This window comes from Catenulispora sp. GP43 (assembly GCF_041260665.1).
GTDB lineage: Bacteria > Actinomycetota > Actinomycetes > Streptomycetales > Catenulisporaceae > Catenulispora.
In genome coordinates this window covers 94,528-114,424 of sequence record NZ_JBGCCT010000002.1, presented here as the reverse complement: position 1 = coordinate 114,424, position 19,897 = coordinate 94,528, and the positions used below count along the sequence as shown (strand labels likewise).

At 71.4% G+C, this 19,897-nt stretch carries 20 protein-coding genes; 9 read left to right on the top strand and 11 right to left on the bottom strand.

Annotated features, from left to right (window positions below):
* Positions 1 to 14: 14 nt before the first annotated feature.
* Positions 15 to 674, bottom strand: coding sequence for a helix-turn-helix domain-containing protein (locus ABH926_RS04140; RefSeq protein WP_370363950.1), 660 nt, complete (start codon positions 672 to 674; stop codon positions 15 to 17).
* A gap of 47 nt (positions 675 to 721) precedes the next feature.
* Here ABH926_RS04140 and ABH926_RS04135 point away from each other — a divergent pair, with 47 nt between their 5' ends.
* Both ABH926_RS04135 and ABH926_RS04130 read left to right on the top strand, forming a co-directional pair.
* Positions 722 to 1,585 carry a trans-aconitate 2-methyltransferase gene (locus tag ABH926_RS04135; RefSeq protein WP_370363949.1) on the top strand — a complete coding sequence of 288 codons (864 nt, stop codon included), beginning with the start codon at positions 722 to 724 and terminating at the stop codon, positions 1,583 to 1,585.
* Positions 1,586 to 1,669: 84 nt separating this feature from the next.
* Complete coding sequence (locus ABH926_RS04130) at positions 1,670 to 2,467, top strand: thymidylate synthase (RefSeq protein ID WP_370363948.1); 798 nt, start codon at positions 1,670 to 1,672, stop codon at positions 2,465 to 2,467.
* A 57-nt stretch (positions 2,468 to 2,524) separates the two neighbouring features.
* On the opposite strand, the gene ABH926_RS04125 is transcribed toward ABH926_RS04130, so the two are convergent.
* On the bottom strand, positions 2,525 to 3,136 hold the full coding sequence (locus ABH926_RS04125) for a TetR/AcrR family transcriptional regulator (protein WP_370363947.1): 612 nt from the start codon (positions 3,134 to 3,136) through the stop codon (positions 2,525 to 2,527).
* Positions 3,137 to 3,228: 92 nt separating this feature from the next.
* Here ABH926_RS04125 and ABH926_RS04120 point away from each other — a divergent pair, with 92 nt between their 5' ends.
* Complete coding sequence (locus ABH926_RS04120) at positions 3,229 to 4,218, top strand: NADP-dependent oxidoreductase (protein WP_370363945.1); 990 nt, start codon at positions 3,229 to 3,231, stop codon at positions 4,216 to 4,218.
* Positions 4,219 to 4,281: 63 nt separating this feature from the next.
* Here the strand turns inward: ABH926_RS04120 and ABH926_RS04115 are convergent, their stop codons facing one another.
* From ABH926_RS04115 to ABH926_RS04100, 4 genes are all read right to left on the bottom strand, one after another.
* Entirely contained in the window at positions 4,282 to 6,180 is a 1,899-nt protein-coding gene (locus tag ABH926_RS04115) for an ABC transporter ATP-binding protein (protein WP_370363944.1), read from the bottom strand.
* Complete coding sequence (locus ABH926_RS04110) at positions 6,177 to 8,057, bottom strand: ABC transporter ATP-binding protein (RefSeq protein WP_370363942.1); 1,881 nt, start codon at positions 8,055 to 8,057, stop codon at positions 6,177 to 6,179. Before ABH926_RS04110 ends, ABH926_RS04115 begins: the two co-directional genes overlap by 4 nt.
* Before the next feature lie 68 nt (positions 8,058 to 8,125).
* Entirely contained in the window at positions 8,126 to 8,422 is a 297-nt protein-coding gene (locus ABH926_RS04105; RefSeq protein ID WP_370363941.1) for a hypothetical protein, read from the bottom strand.
* A gap of 9 nt (positions 8,423 to 8,431) precedes the next feature.
* Entirely contained in the window at positions 8,432 to 9,313 is an 882-nt protein-coding gene (locus tag ABH926_RS04100; protein ID WP_370363939.1) for an alpha/beta fold hydrolase, read from the bottom strand.
* A 61-nt stretch (positions 9,314 to 9,374) separates the two neighbouring features.
* Here ABH926_RS04100 and ABH926_RS04095 point away from each other — a divergent pair, with 61 nt between their 5' ends.
* From ABH926_RS04095 to ABH926_RS04080, 4 genes are all read left to right on the top strand, one after another.
* A complete protein-coding gene (locus tag ABH926_RS04095; RefSeq protein ID WP_370363938.1) occupies positions 9,375 to 10,133 on the top strand; it encodes a helix-turn-helix domain-containing protein in 759 nt (252 codons plus the stop codon).
* A 230-nt stretch (positions 10,134 to 10,363) separates the two neighbouring features.
* Positions 10,364 to 10,669, top strand: a complete 306-nt coding sequence (locus ABH926_RS04090; RefSeq protein ID WP_370363936.1) for a hypothetical protein — start codon at positions 10,364 to 10,366, stop codon at positions 10,667 to 10,669.
* 193 nt (positions 10,670 to 10,862) lie between these two features.
* The gene (locus tag ABH926_RS04085) at positions 10,863 to 13,859 is read left to right on the top strand and encodes a cell wall-binding repeat-containing protein (protein WP_370363935.1); all 2,997 of its coding nucleotides are present in this window, start codon (positions 10,863 to 10,865) and stop codon (positions 13,857 to 13,859) included.
* A gap of 113 nt (positions 13,860 to 13,972) precedes the next feature.
* Entirely contained in the window at positions 13,973 to 14,236 is a 264-nt protein-coding gene (locus tag ABH926_RS04080) for a hypothetical protein (protein ID WP_370363933.1), read from the top strand.
* A 31-nt stretch (positions 14,237 to 14,267) separates the two neighbouring features.
* Here ABH926_RS04080 and ABH926_RS04075 read toward each other — a convergent pair whose 3' ends face one another.
* Complete coding sequence (locus tag ABH926_RS04075; protein WP_370363932.1) at positions 14,268 to 15,188, bottom strand: tellurite resistance/C4-dicarboxylate transporter family protein; 921 nt, start codon at positions 15,186 to 15,188, stop codon at positions 14,268 to 14,270.
* On the opposite strand from ABH926_RS04075, the gene ABH926_RS04070 reads away from it, so the two are divergent.
* Positions 15,187 to 15,837, top strand: a complete 651-nt coding sequence (locus ABH926_RS04070) for a hypothetical protein (RefSeq protein ID WP_370363930.1) — start codon at positions 15,187 to 15,189, stop codon at positions 15,835 to 15,837. The two genes, ABH926_RS04075 and ABH926_RS04070, sit on opposite strands and share 2 nt — an antisense overlap.
* Before the next feature lie 49 nt (positions 15,838 to 15,886).
* Here the strand turns inward: ABH926_RS04070 and ABH926_RS04065 are convergent, their stop codons facing one another.
* Positions 15,887 to 16,288 carry a nuclear transport factor 2 family protein gene (locus ABH926_RS04065; RefSeq protein ID WP_370363929.1) on the bottom strand — a complete coding sequence of 134 codons (402 nt, stop codon included), beginning with the start codon at positions 16,286 to 16,288 and terminating at the stop codon, positions 15,887 to 15,889.
* A 52-nt stretch (positions 16,289 to 16,340) separates the two neighbouring features.
* Here ABH926_RS04065 and ABH926_RS04060 point away from each other — a divergent pair, with 52 nt between their 5' ends.
* Positions 16,341 to 16,928 carry a TetR/AcrR family transcriptional regulator gene (locus ABH926_RS04060; protein WP_370363928.1) on the top strand — a complete coding sequence of 196 codons (588 nt, stop codon included), beginning with the start codon at positions 16,341 to 16,343 and terminating at the stop codon, positions 16,926 to 16,928.
* Positions 16,929 to 17,071: 143 nt separating this feature from the next.
* On the opposite strand, the gene ABH926_RS04055 is transcribed toward ABH926_RS04060, so the two are convergent.
* The 3 genes from ABH926_RS04055 to ABH926_RS04045 all read right to left on the bottom strand — a co-directional run bounded on the left by ABH926_RS04055 (position 17,072) and on the right by ABH926_RS04045 (position 19,894).
* Positions 17,072 to 18,301, bottom strand: coding sequence for a thioester domain-containing protein (locus ABH926_RS04055; protein ID WP_370363926.1), 1,230 nt, complete (start codon positions 18,299 to 18,301; stop codon positions 17,072 to 17,074).
* A 70-nt stretch (positions 18,302 to 18,371) separates the two neighbouring features.
* Positions 18,372 to 19,016, bottom strand: coding sequence for a hypothetical protein (locus ABH926_RS04050; RefSeq protein WP_370363925.1), 645 nt, complete (start codon positions 19,014 to 19,016; stop codon positions 18,372 to 18,374).
* A 104-nt stretch (positions 19,017 to 19,120) separates the two neighbouring features.
* Positions 19,121 to 19,894 carry a class I SAM-dependent methyltransferase gene (locus ABH926_RS04045; RefSeq protein WP_370363924.1) on the bottom strand — a complete coding sequence of 258 codons (774 nt, stop codon included), beginning with the start codon at positions 19,892 to 19,894 and terminating at the stop codon, positions 19,121 to 19,123.
* Positions 19,895 to 19,897 lie beyond the last annotated feature (3 nt).

Sequence of the window (19,897 nt, the reverse complement as noted above, 5' to 3'; positions counted from 1 at the left end):
CCGTCCCCGCGCGCTCACCGTCCCTGCGCGTCGTGCCGGTGAGCGCGCTCGCCGTCGTGGTCCAGGATCGTCAGGATCTCCACGGCGGGTCCGTGCGCGGCGATCAGGTGCGGGGTCATGGTGTTGAACTCTGCGGCGTGCCCTTCGTGGATCAGGATGACGCGCTCGCCCAGGTGGAGCTCGGCGGTGCCGGACAGGACGGTGAACCAGTCCCGCCCGGGATGGACCCGCAGCTGCTCCGGGCCGGTGGGACGCTCGGCGGTGATGCGCAGCTTGGCGACGGTGGCGCCGTTCGGGGAGCGCTCGTTGGACAGCAGCCAGCTGGTCATGCCGGGGGTGTGCACCGGCTCGGGGCGGATCACCACGCCGGCCTCGTCGCCGGGCTCGACCAGCTGGTCCAGCGTCGTGCCAAGGGCGCGGGCGATCGGCACCAGCTGGTCCAGGGCGAGGCGGCGCCCGCCGGTCTCGATGCGGCTGAGGTTGGACGGGCTCAGGTCGCAGCGGGCGGCCAGCGAGTCCAGGGTCCAGCCCCGGGCCAGGCGCAGGCCGCGGATGCGTCGGCGGACCAGGGCGTCGGTGTCGGTCTCGGTGCCAGTGACAGTGCCAGTGCCAGTGCCAGTGCCAGTGCGGGCGCCGGTGCCCGTGGTGGTGTCGGTGTCCGATTCTTGCGCCATAGGCAAGATGGTATGCCTCTGGCGCAGGCCGCGCCTACGCTGGCGGTATGGATCACCAGCACGCGCATCACCACGCGGGCCACGCGGGCCACGCGGGCCACGCGGGCCACGCGGACCACGCTTCCGACTCCTCCGTGGCCGACATCCTCGACCTCGACGCCGAAGTGGTCGGCTCCTACCTCGAAGAGCTGACCGCCTGGGCCCGCGCCCACACCACCGTGGCGCCCCGCACCATCCTCGACGTCGGCGCGGGCACCGGAACCGGCACCTGGGCCCTGGCAAGCCGCTTCGAGGCGGCCGAGGTGATCGCGATCGACCAGTCGCCGGTCATGCTCGACCGCCTCCAGGCCGCGGCCGCCGCGCGCGGCCTGACCGGCCGCCTGCGCACCGTCCGGGCCGACCTGGACGCCGGCTGGCCCCCGATCGGCACCGCCGACCTGGCCTGGGCCTCCTCCTCGCTGCACCACCTCGCCGACCCCGACCGGGTCCTGGCCGACCTGCACACCGCCCTGAACCCCGGCGGCCTGCTGGTGGTCGTCGAGATGGACGCCATGCCGCGCTTCCTGCCCGAGGACGTCCACCCGGGTCTGGAAGAACGCTGCCGCGCGGCCGGGGCCCGCAACGGCTGGAACGCCTGGCCGGACTGGACCGGCCACCTGGAGCGCGCCGGGTTCACCGTCGCCGAGGAGCGCGTCTTCGCCATCGACGTGCGTCCGGCCCCGCCGGCCGCCGGCCGCTACGCACACCGCGTCATGAGCGGCATGCGCGACCGCCTGGCCGAGCACCTGTCGGCCGCCGACCTCGCCGCCCTGGACCGCCTGCTGGATCCCGCCGACGAGGAGTTCGTGCTGCGGCGCGGTGATCTGGTGGTGCGCGGTGCGCGCACGGCCTGGGCGGCTCGCCGCGCGTAGCCGCGCGCGGACCGTGTCGAACCGGAACCGGCCCGCGGCCCTGTCGTGTGAGGTCCGGGCCCACTGAGGCGATACCGTGCCATCATGCCCGACACCCAGTACGAAGATCTGTTGCACCGCGTCCTGACCTCGGGGACGGCCAAAGCCGACCGGACCGGCGTCGGGACGCGGTCGCTGTTCGGACATCAGCTCCGCTACCGCCTGCAGGACGGCTTCCCGCTCATCACCACGAAGAAGGTCCACTTCAAGTCGGTCGCCTACGAGCTGCTGTGGTTCCTGCGCGGCGAGGGCAACGTGCGCTGGCTTCAGGAGCACGGCGTCTCGATCTGGGACGAGTGGGCCGCCGAGGACGGGGACCTCGGCCCGGTGTACGGCGTGCAGTGGCGCTCCTGGCCCACGCCCGACGGCCGGCACATCGACCAGATCGCCGAGGTGCTGCGCCTCCTGCGCGCCAACCCGGACTCGCGCCGGATCATCGTGTCCGCCTGGAACGTCGCGGAACTGGAGAACATGGCGCTGCCGCCGTGCCACGCCTTCTTCCAGTTCTACGTGGCCGACGGCGAACTGTCCTGCCAGCTCTACCAGCGAAGCGCGGACATGTTCCTGGGTGTGCCGTTCAACATCGCCTCCTACGCGCTGCTGACGCACATGATCGCGGCGCAGACCGGCCTGAAGGTCGGCGACCTGGTGTGGACCGGCGGCGACATCCACGTCTACGACAACCACGTCGAGCAGGCCCGGCTGCTGCTCACCCGCGAGGCGCGGCCGTTCCCGACGCTGGAGCTGAAGCCGGCGGACTCGCTGTTCGACTACACCTACGAGGACTTCGCAGTGCTCGGATACGACCCGCACCCGGCGATCAAGGCCCCGGTGGCAGTATGAGCGGTGTGAGCAGTGTGAGCGGTATGAGCGGCATGAGGCCTGTCTCCGGCCTCTGATTCACAACGTGGGAGCGGGCTGCGGCAGCGCGTGGGCGCCCTCCGGCCGCAGCCCGTCGAAGATGATCGCCAAATAGCGCCGCCACAGATCCGGCGACGCGTCCGGGACATAGCCGCTGACGTAGTTCGGCGCGCACATCAGCAGGAACACGTCGGTGCCGGTGACGTCGGCCCGGACCGCACCGTGCTCCCGGGCCCGGGCGACCAGGTCCTCCATGGCTTGGAACAGCGCCGCCTGGGCTTGCTGCACCTCGGGTTTCAGCTCCCCGGCGCCCATCAGGAACGACAGGTCGCGCTGCTGCCGCTGATGGCCGGCCGCGATCAGGAACTCCAGCAGCGCCGCGCCCGGATCCTCGGCGGCCAGCAGGCGCTCGCCGATCGCGCGCAGGTTCTCGACCCGGTCCAGGACGATCGCGGCGATGAGGTCGTCCTTGGTCGGGAAGTGCCGGAACACCGTGCCCTTGCCGATGCCGGCGCGGCGCGCGATGTCCGCGACCGAGGCCTCCAGGCCGTGCTCGGCGAACTCGTCGGCGGCCGCGGCGAGCAGCAGCGCGCGGTTGCGGGCCGCGTCGGCGCGCAGCGGGCGGCTCGGGCTCGTCGCAGGGGTGTCCACGGCCGCAGCCTAACAAGTTGACCGCCCGGTCCGCTTATCGCTAGCCTCCTGCCGGGCGGAAGATGACCGCCCGGTCCGTTTTTGGAGGGGCAGTGGACAACCAGCAGGATTCGATGAAAGCCGTCGTCGCCGCCGACTACGGCCCGCCGGAGCAGTACGCGGTCGCCGAAGTGCCCGTACCGCGACCCGGGCCCGGACAGATGCGGGTGCGGATCGCCGCCGCCTCCGTCAACCCGGCCGACGTGCGCCTGCCCGGAGGGGACTTCCGCACCGTCATCCAGGCACAGTTCCCTTACATCCCCGGCGTCGACTTCGCCGGGACGGTGACCGAGATCGGGGAGGGAGTCAGCGCCTACGCGGTCGGAGACGAGGTGTTCGGAACAGCGGTACCCCGGGTGCTGCGCGCCATGGCCGGGACGCGTCCCTCGGTGGGGACCGGCGCGATGGCCGAGTACACCGTCGTCGAGGCGGACACCCCGCTGATCGCACACCGCCCCGCGGGCCTGGCCGCCCCGGACGCCGCGGCGCTCGCCACCGCCGGCCAGGCCGCGCTGGCCGCGGCCCGTGCCGCAGACGTCCAGCCGGGGGAGCGGGTGCTGGTGATCGGGGCCACCGGGGGAGTGGGGACCGCTCTGCTTCCGGTGCTCGCCGCTGCGCAGGCGCAGGTGATCGTGACCGCGACCGACGCGGATGCCGATGTGGTGCGCGGGCTCGGTGCGACGCAGGTCATCGGGTATGAGCAGGCCGGCTATCCGGTCGGTGACGTGGACGTCGCGATCAACGTGGCCCTGTCGGGCGACCGCTTGTCCGGGGTGGCCGCGGCGCTGCGTCCCGGTGGCAGGCTGGTGACGATCACGTTCCCGGTCAGCACCCCGGAGATGATCGGGCGCGACGACGTCGAGCTGCGCAACATCCTCGACATGGACGGTGAACTGGCCTCGATGCGCGACGTCGGACAGGCCGGGGCACGCGGTGAACTGCGGGCCACGATCGCCCGCCGGTACCGCCTGGACGAGGGGCCGCAGGCATGCGTCGACTTCCTGCGGGGGCACACGCTGGGCAAACGGGTCGTGGTGCTCTAGCCAGGCGTTGCTCGAACCAGGTTTTGCTCTAGCCAGGTGTTGCTCTAGGAACTCCTCCCCGAGCTACATACCGTCGAGATAACCACGTGCCTGCAACGAATACAGCTGCGCGTAGTGCCCGTCGGCGGCCATGAGTTCGTCGTGGCTTCCGGTCTCGACGACGTGGCCGCCGTCCAGCACCACGATCAGATCCGCGGCGCGCACCGTGGAGAACCGGTGCGAGACGAACAGCGTGATCGCGCCCTGCTCGCGGCGTTCGGCGGCGATGCGGACGTGGCGGTCGAAGACGGCGGCCTCGGTCACCGCGTCCAGCGCGGCGGTGGGCTCGTCCAGCACGGTCAGCAGCGGCTGCTTGCGCATCTGGCCGCGGGCCAGCGCGATCCGCTGCCACTGGCCGCCGGACAGCTCGCGCCCGCCGGGGAAGGTGCGGCCCAGCTGGGTGTCCAGGCCGTCGGGGAGCTGCGCCACGACCGGGGCGGCCTGGGCGCGTTCCACGGCCGCGGCCAGCGCCGCCCCGTCGTCGATCCGGGGCAGGTCGCCCAGGCCCACGGCCTGGCGGGCCGGGGTCTGGAAGCGGACGAAGTCCTGGAAGGTGGCCGTGACCCGGCCGCGCCAGGAGGCCAGGTCCAGGTCGGCCAGGTCGGTGCCGTCGATCAGGACCCGGCCCGCGCTCGGCGCGTACATGCCGGTGAGCAGCTTGACCAGGGTGGTCTTGCCGGCGCCGTTCTCGCCGACCAGCGCGACCGTGGAGCCGGCCGGCAGGTCCAGCAGCAGGTCGTGCAGGACCTGCTTGGCCGAGCCGGGGTAGGCGAAGGCGGTCCCCTCCAGGCGGATGCCCTCGGCCAGGGTCCGCGGCGCCTCGACGGTGCCGGTCGGGATCTGGGTCTGGGCGTAGTCCTGCAGCCACAGCAGGCGTTTGGCGTTGCGGATGGAGGTCGCCAGGCTGCCGGCGGTGTCCGAGGCCGAGGACAGCTGGGTCTGCACCCGCCGCAGCAGGCTGACGACCATGACGATCTGCCCCGGCGACACCTGACCATGGGTGGCGCGCAGGACCAGCACGACGATCGCGGCGATGAAGAACGCGGCGTAGAACAGCCAGCCTGCGGCCTCCCACGCCGCCCCGCGCAGCGCCGCGCCGACCGAGGACTTGCGCACCGCGTCGCCGAGCCGGTGGTGCCGCTCGGCCACCTCGTCGGTGACACCGTAGGTGCGCAGCTCCTTCGCGGTGTCGGCGGAGGTGGTGATGACGAACAGGTCGCCGAGCAGCCGCCGGTCGTCGGCCAGCTCGGTCTCGTTCCGCTTGGCGATCTTCGAAGCCCGCCTGCTGGCCAGCGCGGGCGCGACCGCCGCCAGCGGTACCAACAGCACCGGCAAGTAGACGGTGGCCAGCAGCGCGGCGACGGTCCCGACCCGGATCGCGTTGGACACCATCCCGGTGATCTGCCGCGGCGCGGCGGCCAGCCCGCGCCGGCCGTCCCGCAGCTGCTCGACCTCCCGCAGTACTTCCGGATCCTCGTAGTGTTCCAGCCCCGGGATGTCGTTGAGCAGCGTGGCGATCCGCTCGCCGTGGTAGGCGTTCACGGTGTCGGTCAACGGCGAACTCTGCGCCACCGCGAGGTTCTGCAACACCCATCCGGCGCTGAAGAGCACCGCCACGACGCAGACCCCGACGACGACGCGGCCGGCATCGTGGCGCAGCGCGGCATCGACGATGACGCGGTAGCCGATGGGGAAGCTGACCGACGCCGCGGTACCCAGCAGGCTCATGAGCGTCGCGGCGATCATCATGCCCGGCGCCGCGCGGAAGCCGGAGCCGACCAGGACGCCGAACAGGCGGCGGCGGAGACGGCGCCGGGCGGGTTCGAAGGTGCGGGCGGGGGCGGGTTCTGCTTCTTCTTGTTCGGGCTTGGGATCGGAGGGTTCGGAGGGTGTGGAAACCGCCGCCGGGACCGTGCCGCTCATCGCTTCTTCCCTCCGCCGGTGAACGCCGCCGCCTGCGTGGCGAACAGGTCCGCGTAGGTGCCCGCGAGCGCCACAAGCTCGGTGTGGCTTCCCAGCTCGGTGATCCGTCCGCCGTCCAACACCGCGATGCGGTTCGCGCGCCGGACCGTGGAGAACCGGTGCGAGATCACGATGCTCGTCACGCCCTGCGTGATCTCCAGGAACCGGTCGTAGAACGCCGCCTCGGCGCGGACGTCGAGCTGCGCCGTCGGCTCGTCCATGATCAGGACCGTCGCGCCGCGGGCGATCGCGTACAAGGCGCGCGCCAGGGCGATGCGCTGCCACTGGCCGCCGGACAGGTCCGTGCCGCCTTCGTACTGCGGCGACAAAATAGTGCGCCAGCCGTTCGGCAGGCCTTCGACCAGGTCTGTCGCGCCCGCGCGGTCGGCGGCCTGGCGCAGCGCCTGTTCGTCGACCGGGCCGTCGAGCAGGTTCAGGGTGACGTTCTCCTCGGCGGTGAGCGGGTAGCGCGTGTAGTCCTGGTAGACGACGGCGATCTGCTTCTGCCAGTCGCGGACGCGCAGGTCCTCCACCGGGACGCCGTCCACCAGGATCCGGCCGCGCCCCGGGTCGCGCAGCCGCGCCAGCAGGGTGACCAGTGTCGTCTTGCCCGCGCCGTTGACCCCGACCAGGGCGGTGGATTCGCCGGCGCGCAGCGTCAGATTCAGGCCGCTGAAGACGTCCGCATCACCGCCGGGATAGCGGAAGCCGACGTTCTCGAAGACCACGTCGCGCGCCGGCATGCCGCAGGGGTCGACCGTGCCGCCTGCCGTTTCGGCGGACGGGACCAGCGCGTCGGTCAGCGCGTCCAGGTCGGGCACCGCGGTGAGCATCATCTCCAGCTGGAAGTCCGTCAGCGAGACCGTGCCCACCGACATCGACGACGGAAGCATCGTGAGCATGACGGCCAGCGTGCCCAGGCCGATCTCGCGGTGGTAGGCGCTCCAGCCCAGGGCGCCGGCGCCGAGGGCGAACACCGCGAACACCCCGATCGCGACCGTCGCCACCCGGCGGCCCTGGCGGCGCATCTCGTCCCAGGTCGGGGTCAGGCCCCTGACGTAGTGCGACCGGTGCTCCGCGGCGAGCCAGCCGCCCAGGCCGAAGACCCGCGCCTCCTTGGCCGGGCCCGGCCGGGTCGCCACCGCGAACAGGTACCAGGCCCGGCGCAGCGGCTCGCCGGCGGCACGGAAGCTGCTGACCCGGGTCCGCACCAGCTGCCCGACCGGACGGCGCACCGCGATCCACGCCGCGAACAGCGCCAGCCCCAGCCACCACCGGAACGTGCACAGCACCACGCAGGCCACCGTGCCCGACAGCCACCCGCCCAGCTGCGAGGCGATGGTCATCGGCGCGTCGGCGGGCGCGGCGTTCATCAGCTGCCCCTGCGCGTTGGCCAGCCGGTCGAGCGTCTCGGCGTCCTCCAGGTGCGCGATGCCCGCCGGCGCGCTGACCGCCGTCACCAGCCGGCGCTGCAACGCGACCACCATGCGCGCCCTGACGACCGAGGACAGCGCGTCCTGCGCCGGGCCGCGCAGCAGCGACAAGCCATAACAGACCCCTGCGACGGCCAGCGCCACGAGCAGCGAGTGGCCCGCGCGCGAGCCCAGCCCGTCCCGGGCCGCGGCCGGGATGCGGCCGGTGGCCCGGCCCATCGCGACCAGCGTCAGGTTCGGCAGGACGGCCTCGGCCACGACGAACGCGACGACGGTGGCCATCAGCGCCGGGCTGACAGAGACCAGCAGACGCAGCGCGCGGACGCGCCGCGAGGACTTCAGCGTCGTGACGGGGTGCGCCAAGCGTGACAGCGCGGGCCGGATCGGTGACGGTGGCTTCGGCACGGGGTCCACCGTGGCTGAGCGCCTTTCGACATCGCAACCGTGTTTTCCACGAGCGAACGGCGAACGCTCTACTCCAGCGAGTGGTACTCCTCGGGCGGCACAGTGAGCCCGGGATCGTCGGCCCAGTAGTGGTCACCCTTGATGGCCATCATCGCCCAGTGCCAGGCCTCGTCGTGGAAGACCAGACCCCGATACGGTTTCTCGGGCGGCTCGTAGTCATACCACTGCTCAGCGGCCTCCTCGGCCTGCGCCGCCGTCATCCCGCCGTACGTGCGCATCACCCACGCGTACCGTCGGCGCTCGCCGGCCAGGTACCGCGCGTACTCCTCCTCCGGCCACGGCGGCCAGTCCTGTTCCTCGCTCACCCGGCGATGCTAACCGCCGAGCTGCACCGCAGCCGCCGCGAATTCGAACAGCAGATCGCACGTCGTCTGCGGGTCCTCATACATAGGCGTGTGGCCGATCTCCGGCAGCACCATCACCCGCGCCCCGGGCACCGCGCGGTAGTCCTCGGCCGACGACGCGCGCCAGCGGGCGTCCTCGGCACCGAAGAACACCAGCAGCGGCTTGCCGATCTCGGTGAGCCGGTCCGGGAGTGTGCGTTCCCTGATGTAGGCCAGCGAACCGCGCGCGGTGGCGGCCAGCGCCTGGTGCGTCATGCCGCGCGAGTCCTCGACCAGCGTGTCCGGGATCGGCGCCGTCGGCCGGGCGAACGCGGTGCTCAGGCTCTTGCGCACGATGGCCTCGTTGAACGCCCGCCACAACAGCGCGCCGGGCACCCGCGCGAACAACAGCCGGCTCAGCGCTCCGCCGGAAGTGTCGACCTCGGTGTTGGGGCCGGTGCTGATCAGGGCCAGTGCCGAGACCGTGTCAGGATGCTGTCGCGCCAGGTCGGTGACCACGTAGCCGCCGGTGGAGTGGCCGACGGCGACCGCCACGCGCCTCACCTGCAACTGATCCAGGACGGCGCCGATGCGCTCGGCATGGCTCGGGATGCTGTACGTGGTGGGGCCGCCTGTGGCCGTCGACCGCCCGGTCGGCCGACTGTTCGATCGCCCAGTCGACCGCCCATGCCCCAGCAGATCGACGCGGATGACCCGGTAGGCGTCCGCCAGGCACGGCACCACCGGATTCCACCACGCCGTGGACCCGCCGAGCCCGTGCACCAGCAGCAGCACCGGCGCGTCGGCCGGTCCGTTGGTCGTCACGTGCAGCGCCGCGTCGCCGACGTCCACGTACTGCGTGTGCTGTTCCATAGTGATCCCCGCTCTCGATCCGACCTCGTCGGTGTCCTGCTCCTTCGGTTAGCGTGGCGGTATGGAGATCGGCGCGCTTCCACAAACGTGCGGCGGCCCGGAGGCGCCGGTGGCGTGGATACGTCCCGGGCAGGCCGGGTACGTCGGGCCGGATCTGGGCGTCGATCTGCACTCGGCGTCGGTCGGCGTCCTCACGGTGGGACTGGACGCGCCGTTCGTCGTGGAGACCCCCGAGTACGGCGTCATCCGCACCCGCAGCGTGTACGCGCCGGCGCGCGCACAGCACCGGGTGATCGCGCCGGAAGGCCGGATCCTGTTGCTGTTCACCGAAAACGGCTCGGCCACGGCGATGCGGCACCGGATCGGCCCCTACGGCCTCGGACACGTTCTGGAACGCGAACTGATCGCCGCCTGCCGTCACGGCGCGGACCCCAGTGTCCTGCGATACCTGGGCGATACCGCTTCCGGTTCCGGACCCGGGGCCACCGACCGCCGCATCCGCCGCATCGTCGAGGAGATCCGCGACGAGCCGGCCCGCATCCTCCGCGCCGAGCACAGCGCCCGGGACCTGGGGATGTCGACCCCTTATTTCCTGCGGATGTTCGCCCGGCACACCGGCACCACCTTCCGCCGCTACCAGCAGTGGAACCGCCTGCTGGAAGCCGCTCGGGGCATCGCCGGCGGCCACCCTCTGACCCGCTGCGCCGCGGACGCCGGCTTCGCCTCCCCGTCGCACCTGAGCGACACCTTCCACGAGACGCTCGGAACCACCGCCACGACCGTCCTCGGCTCGCGTGTCAGGTTCGAACTGGACGCCTGACCTGGCATGGCGAGAAAACCTCGCCGACCGCGACGAGTTTTCAGCGCGCCGAGTGTCTCCATATGTAGCGGGCGTGAACCGGGCCCGCGCTGGACCACGCGGAGGCCGCCGGACGCCCAGAGATCGTGCGCCGGGATCGTGGCGTTCCTGGACACCGGCCTGTCCCCGGCGTTCGGACTACCCACCATGCTGGATTCCGGTACTGACAACCAAAAGGAGAAAGAACAGCTATGAGTACGCACATCATCCGGTATGAGACAAAGCCGGACCAGGCCGAGGAGAACCAGCGCCTCACCGAGGCGGTCTTCGAGCAACTCAATGCCGAGAAACCCGAAGGCCTGCATTACGCGACATTTCGGATGGAGGACGGAGTGAGCTTCGTGCACATCGTCAGCTACGACGACGATGACGCCGACCCTCTGCGTCCCCTGACGGCCTTCAAGGCCTTCCAGCAGGACGCCGCCGAGCGGATGGTCGCCCCGCCGCAACGGGGCAGTGCCACCGTCGTCGGCTCGTACCGCTTCTTCGGGGAGTGACAAACCCCACATCCGAGCGTGGCTCCGCGATCCGCAGGACACGAACCGGTCACGGTCTCGTACCGGAACTTGTCCTGCGGGTTCCCCAGTGGATAAACATCACTTCGCCGTCCCTGAAGATTTCATGAAGCCGCAGTTTGGCCGCCTCTTCGGATACGACGGATGCCACCACAGGGGAAAGGGAAATCCATCCATGCCGAACGCCGCTAGCCGGCGGCGTGCACAGGCCGTGATGGCGGGGGTCTTCCCCGTCGCCGTCGCGCTTGTCGCCGCGTCCGCGTCCGCCTCGCCCGCCCAGGCCGACACGCAGCACCACAACACCACGAACAAGATCCTGACCGACGCGCACCCGGCATGGGCGACGGCCCAGGCGGACCGCGGGGCCCTGCCGGCCGCGCAGCAGATCAGCACCCGGGTGTACCTGACCGGTCAGGACTCGGCCGGGCTGGCCGCCCTGGCGCGCGCCGCGTCCGACCCGAACAGCCCGGACTACCAGCACTACCTGACCCCGGCCCAGATCCAGGCGCGCTTCGGCGCCACGCCGGCCCAGGTCGCGGCGGTGCAGAAGTGGCTGACCGGCTCGGGCCTGAAGGTCACCTCGGTGACCAGCGACTGGATCGACGCCTTCGGCGACGCCGGCGCCGTGCAGCGTGCCTTCGGCACCCAGATCAAGGACTACCAGGGCACCGACGGCACCGTGAAGTACGCCGCGTCCTCCGCGGCGGTCATCCCGGCCGAGGTCGCCGACTACGTCTACGGCGTCTCGGGCCTGTCGCAGGCCTCGGTGCGGGTGCACGCGGACTCCGCGAAGGTCAACGCGGCCAACGCCGCGAACCAGAACTGCTCGCCCTACTGGGGCGCGACCACCAGCACCGCGTGGCCGGCCGGCGCGAACCCCGGCCCGACGCCGCTGCTGCCGTGCTCGTACACGCCGCAGCAGCTGCGCGACGCCTATGGCGTGACCAAGTCCGGCATGACCGGCAAGGGCGCGACCATCGCGGTCGTGGACTGGTACGCCTCCCCGAACATGCTGAAGGACGCGAACCAGTACGCGACCACCCATGGTGACAAGGCTTTCGCCCCGGGCCAGTACACCGAGGTCGTCGACCAGTCGCAGTGGAACAACCAGGACGCCTGTCACGGCACCGCCGGCGTGGCCGGCGAAGAGGCGCTGGACATCGAGATGACGCACGGCCTGGCGCCGGACGCGAACATCGTCTACGTCGGCGCGAACTCCTGCACGGACGCGGACCTGATGGCCGCCGAGGAGAAGATCGTCGACCAGCACCTGGCGGACGTGGTCTCCAACTCCTGGGGCGAGATCATGCACACCACCGACGGCCAGGACATGGACCCGTCGGAGATAGCCGCCTACGACCGCATATTCCAGAAGGGCGCGGCCGAGGGCATCGGCTTCGACTTCTCCTCCGGCGACTGCGGCGACGACGACCCGGCCAACGGCGCCAACGGCGGCGCGAACTGCGCCACGGACTCGGCGCGCAAGCAGACCGAGTGGCCGACCTCCGACGCGTGGGTGACCTCGGTCGGCGGCACCACGCTGGCCACCGACTCGCAGGGGAACTACGCCTGGGAAGCGGCGATGGGCGACCACGTCGGCGCCGCCAAGCAGGGCGACCCGGCCTGGCGTCCGGTCAACGGCCAGACGGTTCCGTTCTCGTTCTACTTCGGGGGCGGCGGCGGTACCTCCGAGGACATCCCGCAGCCGTTCTACCAGGCCGGTGTGGTGCCGTCCGCGCTGGCGAACAACCTGCCCAGCGGCCACGGCACCACGCGCCCGATGCGCACCGTCCCGGACGTGGCGATGAACGGCGCGCTCGCCTCCTCGGTGCTGGTCGGCTACACCGGCATGGACTCGAACAACCCCACCCAGTACGCCGAGGGCGGCATGGGCGGCACCTCGGTCGCGGCTCCGGAGTTCTCCGCGCTGCAGGCCGACGCCAAGCAGGCCGCGGGCCACGCCCTGGGCTTCGCCAACCCGTCGCTGTACGCGCTCGGCGGGACCTCGGCGTTCCACGACGTCACCGCGCACCCGGCGGGCCAGCCGCAGGTGCTGGAGGGCATCCACGTTTCGACGAAGGACGCCACCATCGGCACGCTGTACCGGGCCGGCCAGGACTCCTCGCTGACCGCGGCGGCCGGCTACGACAACGCCACCGGCCTGGGCTCCCCGGCCGACGACTACCTGTCGAAGATCGCCGGTGTCGCCCCGCTGCAGCCGACCGCGCCGAACGCGCCGGTCGTGAAGCGGATCGCCGGCGGCGACCGCTACGGCACCGCGATCACCGTGTCGCAGACCTCGTTCCCGAAGGCCGGCTCGGCCTCCGCGGTGGTCCTGGCCACCGGCGAGACCTTCCCCGACGCGCTGGCCGGCGCCCCGCTGGCCAACGCGAAGGGCGGCCCGCTGCTGCTGACCCCGTCCAAGACCGCCGACCCGGCCGTGGTCGCCGAGATCCACCGGGTCCTGGCGCCCGGCGGCACGGTGTACGTCCTGGGCGGCGTGAACGCGGTCTCGAACAAGGTGGTCTCGGCGCTCGGCCTGCCGGCCGCGCAGATCACCCGGGTCTCCGGCGAGGACCGGTTCTCCACCTCGGTGGCGATCGCCAACCAGCTGAACAACCCGACCGGCAACGTGATCCTGGCGACCGGCGACAACTTCGCCGACGCCCTGACCGCGGCGCCGTACTCGTCGATCTACGGCGGCGGCACCGGCACGCCGGCGGCGATCCTGCTGACCGACAACCGCAAGCTGTCCCCGGCCGTGGCCGGCTTCGTGGCCGGCGCGCACTCGGTGGCGGCAGTCGGCGCCCAGGCCGTGGACGCGGCCAAGGGCCTGCCGAACCGGGACGCCGCGGCGCAGTTCGCCGGCTTCGACCGCTACCTGACCGCCTCGATGGTGGCCGGGCAGTTCCACGCGCCGCAGACCGTCGGCGTGGCCACCGGCGTGCAGTTCGCCGACGCCCTGACCGGCGCCGCGATGCTGGGCGCGGCGCACAGCCCGCTGCTGCTCACCGACCCGGTGAAGCTGCCGGACGGCACCGCCACGGCGCTGCACGGCTTCAGCGCGGCGCTGGCCGGCGGCTCGGTCGAGCTGTTCGGCGGCCCGGTCGCGGTCTCCAACGCGGTCGAGCAGCAGGTCGCCAAGGCGGTCGGCGGTCGCGTTCTGCGATAGTCGCTCGCCGGCATGCAGTAAGCGGGTAAAGGGATTCAGGGGCCGTCCGTACTTCGGGCGGCCCCTGAATGGTTGTCGCGTCCCGAGCGATGGACGTCACATTGCCGTCTCGCGTGCCGACATCGCCTTTGCCTCGCGTCCGGTCCCAAGACACCCCGAAAGACGCCGCGGCCAAGAGGCCGGGCCACACGATCGCCCACCTCGGGGACTTCCACGTCCCGCCGCAGGCGCCTTATGTGCTGAGCCCGCGTCAGCTGCTGCACGCGCGGCGGATCGACCACCACGAGGAATCGCAGCGCGAGCGGATGCTGGGGCGGCGGCGGGAGCGGGCGGAGGTCGTGGACCTGGTGGACGTCGACACGCACGTCGGTGGTTGAGCCGGCCTTACGCTGTCAGCTCCTTACCCTGTCATCTTGGGTCGCCGCCGTGGCGGACCTGCCTGGCTGCCTGCCTGAGGAAGCCGGCGAACGTCAGCAGCCAGGCCGTGGCGCCGACCCACACCAGCACGTGACCCGGATCGGTGAGCCACTTCCAGCCGGTGGACTTCGCGACCTCGATCGTGGCCACCGCCGTCATACCCATCGGGAAGACGGTGGCCCAGCGCCGCACGTCGTACCGAGGACGGGGCCACCGGACCTCGGCCACGACGAGCACCGCGTACCAGCACCAGGCCAGCGCGAGCAGGACGAGTGCGGTCACCCGCAGTATGTCGTGCACCGGCGCGGCCCAGATCCAGGCCCCGGCGCCCTTCCCGGACCCGCCCGCGAGCAGCTTCGCGCAGGCCAGCGCCGAAATAGCCAGCGCGCCGCCGGCGACCCAGTGGTCCCCAGCGCCATTCCGCACCGCGCCGAAGTCGAAGTGGCCCATAGCGTCGACGTACAGCACCAGCCCGAGCACGAACAACACCAGCGCGGGCACCAGAAGCCAGTGCGCGGGGAGCGCCGGCGCGAGCGTGGCAGCCAGCGTCACCAGCCCCTGAGTCGCGACGCAGACCAGGAACACGGCACCTTGCATATGTGGCCGCAGATGGCGCAGGACGAGCCACAGCAGCGGAGGCCACAGCACCGCCGCGAGAATCAGCAGCACCACGGCCGGCACCTGCCAGCCCTCCAAGCTCACACGGACGCCCAGCACCGTGGTCGCCGCGACCCCGGTCAGCGCCGGCGGAGTGTGCGACTCGGCGGTCCACCGCCCCCGCTGCCACCCCAGCCGACGGGCGAAGTCGCCACCCAGCGTCAGCCAGCCCACCGCGGCCAGGGCGAACGTCACCGCCGACAGAGTATGCGCCCCGACCGAGCGCAGACCGATCGAGACGATGCCGGTGGCCATGATCGCCGAGCCCGCAGCCGGCGGGAGGTCGCCGAACCAGGAGGCCAGGCGGCTGGGGGCGGCGGGGGTGGCTCCGCTGGTGTTAGTGCTGGTGTTAGTGCTGGTGTTAGTGCTGGTGTTAGAGCTAGAGCTAGACCTAGAGCTAGAGCTAGAGCTAGAGCCGGTGCCCGTGGCGGGGTGGGCGGCCGGGCTGTTCGCGGCAGCCGCGCCTGCACCGGTCGAGCGAGCCGGGCCGGATTTGCTAGCCGTGCCAGTGGCGGCAGCCGTGCGGGTGGCGCCAGCTGTGCCCGCGCCAGCCAGGCCTGTCGCGCCGGTCGAGCCAGTCGGGCCAGTCGGGCAGGGCTCGCCAACCGCGCTGCTAGTGGGGCTCGAGTCGGTCGCGCCGGTCGAGTTGGCCGAGTTGGCCGGGGCGGATGCGCCAGCAGTTGGGGTCGTGTTGGCCGGGCTGGTTGCGCTGGCCGGGCCGGGGTCGCCAACCGTGCCGGGAGTGCGGCTCGCGCTAGTCGCGCTGGTCGAGGTGGCCGGGCCGGGTGCGTCGGTCGCGGCCGCCGTGCCACCTGTGCCGGTCGCGTCGGCCACCGCGCGGGGCTGCCGGGGCTCGGAGGACCGTGGAGGCTCCATGATCACCGCCTTCCCCTGCGGATGCTAGCGACCCCGAGCCCGCTCGGCGCCGGCGGTGTGGCTGTTCGGGGGACGCCTCAGCCGCCCAGTGGGACCCGCCGTGCTCGCACGATCCGTTCGCTGATACGCCATCCCTCCTCCCGTCGTACCACCGTGTCGTCGTACGTCACGCTGCCGCACTTCCCGTCGGCCATGATGCCGATGCCCTTGGAGCGTGCCAGGACCCGGTCGGGGCCGTGCTCGGTCAGGATGATGTTCGTGACGTGGTGTCCGACCGGGTTGCGGTCGCCGAGGGCGAGTGCCGCGTCGCGGTTGCCCGTGAGGCCCCGTAGGACGCCGAAGCCGAAGTCGGTGACGTCGTAGGCGACGTCGGGGGTGAACACCTCGTCGAGGCGGTCGAGCTCGCCGGTGTCGCACAGGTGCCCGTGCAGGGCTATCAGTTCGTTGATGGCGACGTGGTCGTTCCAGGAGAGCGTCATGTGCGCTAGGCTAAGTGGGGACTTCCCCACTTAGCAACCGAGGACCTGACCGATGGTGGACCGACCCGCTGCCCCGCCCCCGCGCCGCCCTCTGCGCGCCGATGCCGCCAGGAATGTGCAAGCCCTGGTCACGGCGGCCAAGGAGCTGTTCGCCGAGCAGGGTTCCGACATACCGCTGGACGACGTGGCCCGCCGTGCCGGCGTCGGCAACGCCACCCTCTACCGCTACTTCCCGACCCGCGCCGACCTGATCGTGGCGGTCTACGCCGACGAGGTCGCAGACCTTTGCATGGACGGCGCCCTCCTGAGGGCGGCCGAAGCGCCGGGAGAAGCGTTGTTCGTCTGGCTGGACAAGTTCGTGGTCCACGTCGCCACCAAGCGTGCCCTCGCCCTGGCCGGCACCGAGAACAGCGGCGAGCGCCGCACCGAACTGTTCGACACCTGGCACAACGCGATGCGCACGGTCGCCACCGACCTGTACGACCAAGCCTGCCAGGCCGGCACGGTGACCCCGCAGGTGAGCGTCGAGGAACTGCTGGCGATGGCCTCCGCGGCCGCCCTGGCCGGCAACAGCGCTCAGCAGGCGCGGCGGTTGTTCACCATGATGTGGTTCGGGGTCGCGAGGGATGCCGCCACCTGATCAGCCCGGCGTATCGCGTTGCCCCTAGTGCTAACTCGGATGCCGAAAGCCCCGCGGCAGCCCGGAAAACCGGGCGCCGCAGGGCTCCGACAGCAATGGCAGTGCTGGCAGCGCCAGCACATGCCGCGCGATGGTTCACCGCATCACGAATGCGAGCCCTGCTTCCGCGTGCGCCGCGTGTACATCACCATGCCGCCGCCCGCGGCGACCAGCGCCACCGCGCCCCCGGCCAGCGGGACGGTGTTGCCGGCGCCGGTGTGCGCCAGGCCGCCGGTGGGGCTGGAGGGGGTGCCGCTCGGCGTGGTCGAGGCGGGGGTGCCCGGGGTGCTCGGGGTGGTGCTGGAGGGGTGTGAGCTCGGCGCTGTCGACGGCGAGCTGCTGGGCGTGGTGGCTGGCGCGGTGGCGGGGGCCCACTGGAGCGTGGCGGACGCGGAGACCGGGGTGCTCTGCGCCTGCGCGAGGATCAGGTTCTGCGACTTCTTGCCGTCGTGGCTCAGGAACACGCGGCCGGCTTCGATGCCGCTGACGGTGCTGGAGGCGGTCAGGCTGACCTCGCCGGTGGCGGGCGAGTTCGGCAGCTGGACGTAGACGACGTCGCCCGGCTTGAACACGGTGTGCGCCGTGACGGCCTTGCCGTCGGCGTCCACGAGCTTGGCGCCGCTCTTCTGGGCGTTCAGGCTCACCGAGATGGCCGCGTCGGGCGTGTTGCTGGTCAGCGTGAACGCGATCTTGGCGCCGGCCTGCGGCTTCGCGGTCGAGCTCTGGGTGATGCCGAGCGAGGCCTTCGGCTGTGCGGTGTCGTTCATGTGCCCGGTGGCCTGGGCTATCAGCCAGTTGTAGAGGGCGACGACCTTGGCGTCGGACTCGTGGTCCACATCGAGCCGGCTCTTGTGCTCGGGGTCTGCGAACGTCCAGATCGCGGCCTGCGTCCCCTCGACCGCTTCCTCAGCGCTCAGCGAACCGTCGACCCCGGCCTCCGTCCCCAGTTGGCCGAGGTCCCCTTGCTGCGGGAAGGAGTTGTTGAGGATCCACTTGATCCCCTCGAGGTGCTGGGTGTCGATCCCGGTCCGCTGCGCCTCCTCGGACCAGGCGTGCTCGTCGTAGGTCTCGTGCGGGTTGAGCGCGACGGTCTGCTGGATGCAGTACGTCCCCAGCGTGCTGTCGCTGCCCGGCACGTCCAGCCCGATGAGAGCGGTGGGCGCCGACGGGTCGTCGTTCATGACGACGGTGCCCTCGTACTGGTAGTGCGGGTCGACCGTCGCGCCGGTCACCCCGTCCGCGTGCGCCGTGCCGGCCACCATCGCGGTGGACGCCGCGCCGAGGAACATCGCGGCGGCGATTCTTCGTCCGTTGGAGGACGTCGGCTTCTGCATGGATCCCCATCCCTATACGTCGTTTTCGGCACCGTATGTGGCTCCTACCGGTGCTCAGAACACGCATACGCTAGTGGATGGACGGGCGTTGACGCTCCCTTACATTCCCACGGATTCCCTGCGCTGCCGGAACCACCTCAGCCCGATTTGAGCAGCGGGTGCAGTGCCGCCTGGAAGGCCTGCCGTCGGCGACCAGGCCGACGTGCGCGTCGTGCAGCGGCGTGATCATGGCGGGGAAGATGGTCCGGAGCTGTGCGTCGGTGGTGGTCGCGGCGACCTGCGGCCGGTAGGTGTCGTAGACGCGCTGCCAGTCGATGCCGCGCTGGGCGAAGAACGGATAGTTCTCCGCGAACGTCCGCCAGAACACGTCGAAGGTCTCGATCGGTGTCGCCGGGGTCTGCTGTGCGCAGGCCGCGGGCAGCGCCGGGAGGCGGATCAGGGTACGCGCGTTGACGTTGGCGTCGATGTGCCACAGCGTGCGATCCGGGCCCGGGCCCGGGGTGAAGGTCGAGACGCTGCCGTCGCCGTCGGAGGTCGTGTCGCGGATGCAGCTGATCGCGGTGGTGTCGTAGAGCTCGTAGGTGGTGCCGGTGATGCGCACGATGGTGCTGCAGCCGTCGGTGCGCCAGACCCCGTCGAGCGTACGGCTGGGGGTGTTGGCCGAGGCCGAGGCCGGAGCCGCCGCCACCGCGGCTGCGGCTGACGCTGCCAACACTGCTGCCATTGTCAGACTCGTGTGTTTCCTCACGCGCCAATGCTTGTCCCGGGCCTGGCCGGACGACACCGTGCTATGCCCCGTCTTGCCTACCGTGTTAGCACCTACCGTGCTACCACCAGGACCAGCGACCCGTTCAAGAACGGCTGCTCGCGCAGGTGCCCGTATCGCTCGTCCCAGGCCCCCGACTCCAGGTCGCGCCGCAGCCGCTCGGTGTACTGCTCGGCGACCGCCGCCTCGACGAAGCTCCAGGCCGAACACGACTGGCGGGCCGCGGGGTCCAGCAGCATCTCCGGACGGCCGTAGTACGCCTCGTTGAACCCGTCGGAGCAGTCCACCGGGATCGGTACCGGAATCACCTCGGTCTGCCCGCCGAGGGTCTCGGTGATGTCGCCGATGGCCGGGTAGCGCCGGGCCTCGGTGTCGAGTACCAACGGCGCGTAGTCGTACAACCAGAAGTCCCGTACGAGTTCCGGGTCGCACGTCAGTACGGCGACCGGCCCGCGCGTCACGCGCCGCATCTCGCGCAGCCCGGCTTTCAGGTCGCTCCACTGGTGCACGCTGAACGTGGTCATGGCGCCGTCGAAGGCGTCGTCGTCGAACGGCAGGCTCTCGGCGACGGCGTCGATCGGGGCCGGCAGGTGCGCGGGCCGCTGTGCGCGCATCGAGGCCGACGGCTCGACCGCGGTCACCTCGAACGCCGCCGACTCGTACGAGCCCGCGCCGGCGCCGACGTTCACCACCGTGCGCGCCCCGGCCAGCGCCTGCTCGATCAGGGCTCCGATACGCGGCTCGGGCTGCCGGTAGGTGGAGTAGCTGGTGCCTATCGCGCCGTAGTCGGCGTCCCCCGCACTGCCGTCGGTCGTTCGCTGTGTCATGCG

Excerpts from the sequence above, each read along its gene's own strand:
- ABH926_RS04140 (WP_370363950.1), bottom strand. The coding sequence starts at position 674 with ATGGCGCAAGAATCGGACACCGACACCACCACGGGCACCGGCGCCCGC.
- ABH926_RS04135 (WP_370363949.1), top strand. The coding sequence starts at position 722 with ATGGATCACCAGCACGCGCATCACCACGCGGGCCACGCGGGCCACGCG.
- ABH926_RS04130 (WP_370363948.1), top strand. The coding sequence starts at position 1,670 with ATGCCCGACACCCAGTACGAAGATCTGTTGCACCGCGTCCTGACCTCG.
- ABH926_RS04115 (WP_370363944.1), bottom strand. The coding sequence starts at position 6,180 with ATGAGCGGCACGGTCCCGGCGGCGGTTTCCACACCCTCCGAACCCTCC.
- ABH926_RS04100 (WP_370363939.1), bottom strand. The coding sequence starts at position 9,313 with ATGGAACAGCACACGCAGTACGTGGACGTCGGCGACGCGGCGCTGCAC.
- ABH926_RS04095 (WP_370363938.1), top strand. The coding sequence starts at position 9,375 with ATGGAGATCGGCGCGCTTCCACAAACGTGCGGCGGCCCGGAGGCGCCG.
- ABH926_RS04090 (WP_370363936.1), top strand. The coding sequence starts at position 10,364 with ATGAGTACGCACATCATCCGGTATGAGACAAAGCCGGACCAGGCCGAG.
- ABH926_RS04085 (WP_370363935.1), top strand. The coding sequence starts at position 10,863 with ATGCCGAACGCCGCTAGCCGGCGGCGTGCACAGGCCGTGATGGCGGGG.
- ABH926_RS04070 (WP_370363930.1), top strand. The coding sequence starts at position 15,187 with ATGATCGCCGAGCCCGCAGCCGGCGGGAGGTCGCCGAACCAGGAGGCC.
- ABH926_RS04075 (WP_370363932.1), bottom strand. The coding sequence starts at position 15,188 with ATGGCCACCGGCATCGTCTCGATCGGTCTGCGCTCGGTCGGGGCGCAT.
- ABH926_RS04065 (WP_370363929.1), bottom strand. The coding sequence starts at position 16,288 with ATGACGCTCTCCTGGAACGACCACGTCGCCATCAACGAACTGATAGCC.
- ABH926_RS04060 (WP_370363928.1), top strand. The coding sequence starts at position 16,341 with ATGGTGGACCGACCCGCTGCCCCGCCCCCGCGCCGCCCTCTGCGCGCC.
- ABH926_RS04055 (WP_370363926.1), bottom strand. The coding sequence starts at position 18,301 with ATGCAGAAGCCGACGTCCTCCAACGGACGAAGAATCGCCGCCGCGATG.
- ABH926_RS04045 (WP_370363924.1), bottom strand. The coding sequence starts at position 19,894 with ATGACACAGCGAACGACCGACGGCAGTGCGGGGGACGCCGACTACGGC.